The sequence below is a fragment of the Turicibacter sp. genome, from assembly GCF_017941855.1.
In the GTDB taxonomy this organism is placed as follows: domain Bacteria; phylum Bacillota_I; class Bacilli_A; order MOL361; family Turicibacteraceae; genus Turicibacter; species Turicibacter sanguinis.
The window spans coordinates 1-6397 of sequence record NZ_JAGAVR010000004.1; the positions used below are offsets into that span (position 1 = coordinate 1).

3 protein-coding genes and 5 tRNA genes are annotated in these 6397 nt (G+C 34.5%); 1 reads left to right on the top strand and 7 read right to left on the bottom strand.

Annotation, left to right across the window (positions count from 1 at the left end; translation table 11 throughout):
* Positions 1-40: 40 nt before the first annotated feature.
* The 5 genes from J6D32_RS00620 to J6D32_RS00640 form a co-directional block, all read right to left on the bottom strand.
* Positions 41-116, bottom strand: a tRNA-His gene (locus tag J6D32_RS00620).
* A gap of 2 nt (positions 117-118) precedes the next feature.
* Positions 119-192 (bottom strand) — tRNA-Trp (locus J6D32_RS00625).
* A gap of 10 nt (positions 193-202) precedes the next feature.
* Positions 203-278, bottom strand: a tRNA-Thr gene (locus J6D32_RS00630).
* Between the two features lie 9 nt (positions 279-287).
* Positions 288-364 (bottom strand) — tRNA-Glu (locus tag J6D32_RS00635).
* 190 nt (positions 365-554) lie between these two features.
* Entirely contained in the window at positions 555-4955 is a 4401-nt protein-coding gene (locus tag J6D32_RS00640; protein WP_287467167.1) for a PDDEXK-like endonuclease domain-containing protein, read from the bottom strand.
* A gap of 263 nt (positions 4956-5218) precedes the next feature.
* Here J6D32_RS00640 and J6D32_RS14045 point away from each other — a divergent pair, with 263 nt between their 5' ends.
* Entirely contained in the window at positions 5219-5458 is a 240-nt protein-coding gene (locus tag J6D32_RS14045; RefSeq protein WP_350022611.1) for a potassium transporter TrkG, read from the top strand.
* A gap of 389 nt (positions 5459-5847) precedes the next feature.
* Here J6D32_RS14045 and J6D32_RS00645 read toward each other — a convergent pair whose 3' ends face one another.
* Both J6D32_RS00645 and J6D32_RS00650 read right to left on the bottom strand, forming a co-directional pair.
* Positions 5848-6174: a hypothetical protein gene (locus tag J6D32_RS00645; protein WP_009606150.1), complete on the bottom strand. Its 327-nt coding sequence runs from the start codon at positions 6172-6174 to the stop codon at positions 5848-5850.
* Positions 6175-6296: 122 nt separating this feature from the next.
* A tRNA-His gene (locus J6D32_RS00650) sits at positions 6297-6372 on the bottom strand.
* Positions 6373-6397: the final 25 nt, after the last annotated feature.

Genomic DNA, 6397 nt, shown 5'->3' on the forward strand with positions numbered 1-6397 from the left:
ATAAAAAAAACATCCTTTAAGGATGTTATCTACTAATTTATGGGGCGACTGATGGGAATCGAACCCACGAATGCCGGAGCCACAATCCGGTGCGTTAACCACTTCGCCACAATCGCCATGGCAGGGGTGGCAGGAATCGAACCCACGCTAACGGTTTTGGAGACCGCTGTTCTACCGTTAAACTACACCCCTATTAAATTAATGGTGCCGAAAGCAGGACTTGAACCCGCAACCTACTGATTACAAGTCAGTTGCTCTACCAATTGAGCTATTTCGGCACTAATAAATGGTGACCCGTACGGGATTCGAACCCGTGTATGCATGCGTGAAAGGCATGTGTGTTAAACCGCTTCACCAACGGGCCATTCCGTTAACAACTTACTCATATATAATATCACGCCTGTCGAATCCTGTCAACAATTTTTATTAGTTTTTTTGCCGAATAACTAACAAATATATTATGACCTACTTTAATTTAAATATACTCAAATATTTACTTAAAAATAAAAACCTTGATAAAATTTTCAAAAGCTTTATCAAGGTTTAATTCAATTCTAGTTTTTAGGTTTAATATCTAATTGCTCTAATTTATCCCATAATACTTTTAACGCTTTCTCTGGATCACGGTAAAAGACACTTCCACGAATTCTTAAGAAACACCAACCTGCACGTTCTAGTACGCGCTGACGTTCCATATCTTGCTCAATTTTCTCACTGCCATAGAACGTATCACCATCACACTCAATAGCCAACCTTGAACGTACCCCCTCAACAACTAAGTCAATTTGATACTTTCCTACGCGAACTTTTGGAGTCACTTCATAACCATGTGACAAAATAGCTTTCATCACATCAACTTCAAACAACGTTTCACATGTCCCACTTGTTGAGACAAACATCGGTTTAGGATTTTGACAATAACTTAATAATTGATAACGAATATCTTCAGGCATTAACTCTTCTAGTGTGACAGAGTGATATAATCTCATTTCGCATTTTGCTCGTGAGGCAGCTACATTAAATCGTTGAGTATATTGTTTTTTATTCAACGTGTTATAACGCATATTCGGAGCAATAACTAATGATAAACACATAATATCGCGTTCATCTCCCTGGAAAGAATAAGCGTCCCCACAAATAATTTGTCGCTCGATCATCACTTTCTCACCAACAGCATCAAGTAATAATGAAGAAATATATTTAGCTTGCTCTGCGCCAAGTAACGAAATAACGCCAATACTCTTATGAAAATAGGCAGGATTTTGAATCATTTCCTTTATATCAGAAACAATACGAATCGCTTCTTCATGATTGACTTTTCGCTCATTACGCGTTGCATTTTCAATATAAATAGCACAAACTGGTGGATTAAATTGCTCAGAAGTCAGTGGTAACTTTAATGGAATCATCTCGTTATGGTAACTTAATGCATTTGAAAAACCAATGATTTCAGGCACACATCTAAAGTGTTCTTTTAACATTAATTTACCTTTACTTGAAAAAACACGACACGCCACATCGTAAAGTGATGTTTGTAAATCGTATGAACTTCCTCCTTCAATATTATATAAATAACGCTGAGCTAAATCTTTGACTTGTGTTTCACTAATTCCCGGCATCATCGGACTAATTTGTTGATCATCCCCGACGATAACTGCCTTTTTAGCTCGCATAAAAATAGGTAAACTTAACAGATTACATTGACTACTCTCATCGATAATTACCACATCAAATAAATCTGGATTAATCGTAAAATTCTCAATAGCTTCTTTTACTGGCATAATCCAAACTGGAATCGCCGACTGACACTTTTCCATCTCAGTACGTGCTTCACGACGATATTTAGAGGCATGACGTCCCGTTCCTTTACCAATGCGATTCATTTTTTGCATCCATGTTTGAAGCGCTCGATCCTCTTCTGGCGTCACACGTTCTAATTGATTTTTCCACGTCATTTTAAAAATTAACTGCTTAATAATTGAAACCTCTTCTTTTTCAAGCAGAGATAGTTTCATTTCGAGCTCGCCAATTTTCCACTCATCAAGCTGATTTAAAAACGTTTGAAGCTTTCCAAACTCAAAAATTTCTTGTAAGCTTCCCGGAATTGATTCAACTAACCCAACTGTTCCTAATATCTCATTTGCAAACAATGGCATACTAACTTTTAAAGTATTTAATAACTGATAAAATTCTTGATACTGTTCCTTAATTTGAATTAAAGATTTAATTTCAACTAGCAATTCACTAAAACGTTCATGATTCTTTTCAACTAAGGACTCATATAATTTTGAACAAAGCGGATGCATATGATCATTCATCAAATTCGTTTTATATTGTGATAACAATACTTGATAAACGTCTCGCCATCCCTTTAAGCGCATTTTAACTTGTGTCAACTCAATCGAATAAGCTAAATGACTTAGCTGTGATAAATTCTCATACTCAATCTTTTTAAACGTCTTTGTTGAGGCGGTAATATACTCATTCAATGCTTGAATACGCTCCACACACTCTAACGTATTTTCTAATTGTTTTAACTTTTGATGATGCTCGAACAACTTCAAAAGCTGATTACTCTCAATCAAAGCTCCACCATTCACCGCTAAATTCTTATTCCAAACCGCCGCAAACTGTTGTAAAAGCTCAATCTTCTCTTTATACAATCTCACACAATCTAAATCATGCAATGTTTCAATCTTGTGCCCGTTTACACGCGTTTTTTCATAAAAAGCTTTTAAGTCGGGATTAAACGTTAAATATAAACCTCGAATGGGTTTATTAGCGTGAATTTTCTCTGAAATGGTCATCAAAAACTGCTCGTATTTTGGATGATCAAAAAACTCGCATCGAACTTCATCATTTACAATTTTTAACTCATGTTCATTTATCTTAACCATAATCTGTTTAAGATGCTCATACACCGTCTGCCAAACCGAATATCGATCATCTGTTAATAAACACTCTTTTAAAATATGTTGTTCAAGTGGATCTTGTACTTTATCAAGCTTTGACACGAGTTGCACTAATTGTTGATGCACATTTTCTAAAAACACACGATTTTCATCAAACTCATATAAATCATCAAAAACTTTCAATTCCTCAAGACGAGTTAAATAACCTTGCTCCTCTTTTAACAAATGGCGGTATTCTTCAATACTTAACACACGACTTAAATTTGGAAAATGAGAATGAATAATCTCCTTATGCATTCTAGGTAAATGACACTTTAACTCCCACAATGTCACAAACTGCTCATCACTTAAGGGACACGTTGCATTCATTTCAATTAAATCTTTAACCCAATGATACTGAGCTGATTTTTCAAAAAACAACTGTGCCATTTCATAAGGCTGAGACATTTTCTCCTTCCATGGATATCCTTTTGAATCTAGCTCTCTGAATCTTATAATATTATTTCTCGTCATATTCATTTGGCGACGAATCATATCTAACTGACGACTTAAAACCTGAATTTCTTTTTCTAAAATCTGGCTATCATATACTGCTAATCCTTCAGAAATACCACGAATCGATTGCTCAATCTGATTAAGTGACTGGCGATCCCCACCAAGTAATGAAACACAAAGCGGCTGAATTTCTTCAGGTAATTTATCCATCAGAACACGTAATGCTTTATCTTTTTCACTCGTCACTAAAATTCGCTTCCCATGTGACAGCAAATGAGAAATTAAATTGACGATCGTATGGCTTTTCCCCGTTCCTGGAGGTCCCTGTACGGTAATGGCAATATTATTTTCAAGGCGTCTTGCAATATCTTTTTGCTCTTCATTCGCTGGAAGTGGAAATAATAAGTTCTCCCCTACACCCTTCCAACTTAAAACATCCTCATCACTTAAATTTAATCCCTCTACCCCGATGATCGATTGAATCGTTTTAGGAATCTTTCCACCTTCATCTATATAATCAAGCGTTAACTTTAAATCCTCTTTTAATAAAACATCCGATTTAGCTCGTACAAATAGCACATTACGTGGAGCTACAACAGGATATTTTACGCCCTCTTCTGACATAAATTTCTCAACATATTGACCATTTGGATGGATATAATGAATAAACTGGCGTAAATAAGGCTCAAATTCTTCTACGACAAATGGATTAATCGATTGATCCGCTACAAAATCCTTCAACTTCATAATTTCAGTATGATTTGGCAGTTCAATCCCCGATAGCATCTCAAGTTCTAGCTGATACCCCTTCCCCCCGGGAATTAATTTGGCAATTCCTTTTTCAGCATCAAACTCTAATTCTAACTTCGTTGTTAAAAGAGGATGATAAATTTGTGACTTACTTGGATAAGTGAGCATCCCAATTCCAAGCATTAACTCGAGGGATTTTTCCTCTGATTTAAAAACCTGCATCAACTTGAAAAAATAATCATACATTTTTTGAACTTGACGCTTACGCTTTTGTATCACCGCCCATTGCGTCCATAACCCTAACCATAATTTATACTGAGATGTAATTAATTCAATTCTCGATAAAACATCATCCATTTTCTCTAGACATTCTTCTTTAAAGATAAATGAAGAAGAATGTGAAAGTAAAAAGACTTGCCATGGCGTTAAATCAAATTCTTCATCTATCTCACTTTCAACTTTATCGCGTAATTTTTCAAGCTCTTCCTTTAGAATTTGCAATAACTCTAAATCAGAACAACTCACACTACTCTCTTTCGTATAATCAAAATCAAGTAATGTGACAACCTGAAAAACTAATTCATTTAAAGGAGGATAATCAGCATTAAAAGATTGTTGGTGAATTTCAATGACTGACTGTTCATCGTCTCCTTTACCATCCAAATATAGTCCAAATCCTTCTTCTAAATCATCCAAAAACCAATATTTCTCGTATTTCTGTATGTGTCGAATCGGCTCATAACTTAAATTTCGAAGAGCCAATAAATACTCGAATAACTGTCTCACCTTTTTCTCCACAGTCTTCCCTCCACTTTTCTTCAAAATACACCTAAACCTGATATTTTTCTACCTTTATTATATCATGAAATTTCCATGTTTCTTCCTCATTTCTCTCGTAGAATTCTAGGATTGTTTGATGTTTTTTGTCGTAATATAACATTTTTTTATAATTAAAAGTTAAATCAATCACTAGACTTTATTAAAGAGAAAAATTTAAGCATTTTTTTGCATTAAGTGAAATAAAATTCATGTTTATATTAATCGGAATTTCCACTCCTATCATGATATTCTCTCTCTTAACAACCGTATATCCAACATTAAATGAAACTTTTAGAAACTCACTCTTTCAAATTATTTCAGCCATTTCAACAACTAGCTATGCAACCGTATCCTTTAACGACTGGACTCCATTTGCGCTTTTCTTAATGATAATTCTCATGATTATGAGCGGGGGAGCAGGTTCAACATCCGGTGATATAAAACTCTATCGTATCTTACTTTTATGTAAACAATGTATCTAGAATCTAAAAATGAAATTTAAATCAGAATTTTTTATTAAGGAAGACACACTCCTCAAACCGGAAGGAAAAATATTTTTAGAATCATCTTTCATTATTGAAGCTTCTACCTATGCTTTCGCCTATCTAATTCTCTTACTGATAGGTACCTTCATTTTTTTAGTATAGGGTTATCCACTTCAATCCTCATTATTTGAATTTTCATCAGCACTTAAAACCAATGGACTATCTATCGGTATTACTTCTGCCACAACTCCACTGTCATCTTATGGACTGAGATAATTGGGATGATATTTGGCCAACTTGAAATCTGGGTGATTGTAATTGCTATTATTAAAATTTTTAGACAAAAGTAAAAGGAGTATATCTACAATATACTCCTTTTACTTGAACTAAATATACTCATTTTCTATTAAATAAACAATCTCAGTCGTTGCAGAATTTGAAAAAAACGATTTTTCTTGTTGTTCAATCAAAACATGACCTGCAAACATCACTATAACTAAAAGAACCATTAAAATACCTAAAAAAATCCATCTAGACCAACTTGATTGATAAGATGGTCTTTTCTTATTACGCTTATTAGAATTTATTTCAATCTCATTATCCGAATCATAGTCAATCAATACTCCTGCTTCTTCCAAGTCCTTTTTATTAAATTCTTCAACAGTTACATCTAAAGCGCAGGAATTGATAGAAATTATCTCACCTTTTTCCATCTTCTATCCCTCCTATACTATTTAGTATATAAAAAATAAGAAAATAGGTGATATAAAAGTAAATCTTTCACTATTTAACTAAATAAAAAAAACATCCTTTAAGGATGTTATCTACTAATTTATGGGGCGACTGATGGGAATCGAACCCACGAATGCCGGAGCCACAATCCGGTGCGTTAACCACTTCGCCACAATCGCCATGGCAGGGGTGGCAGGAATCGAA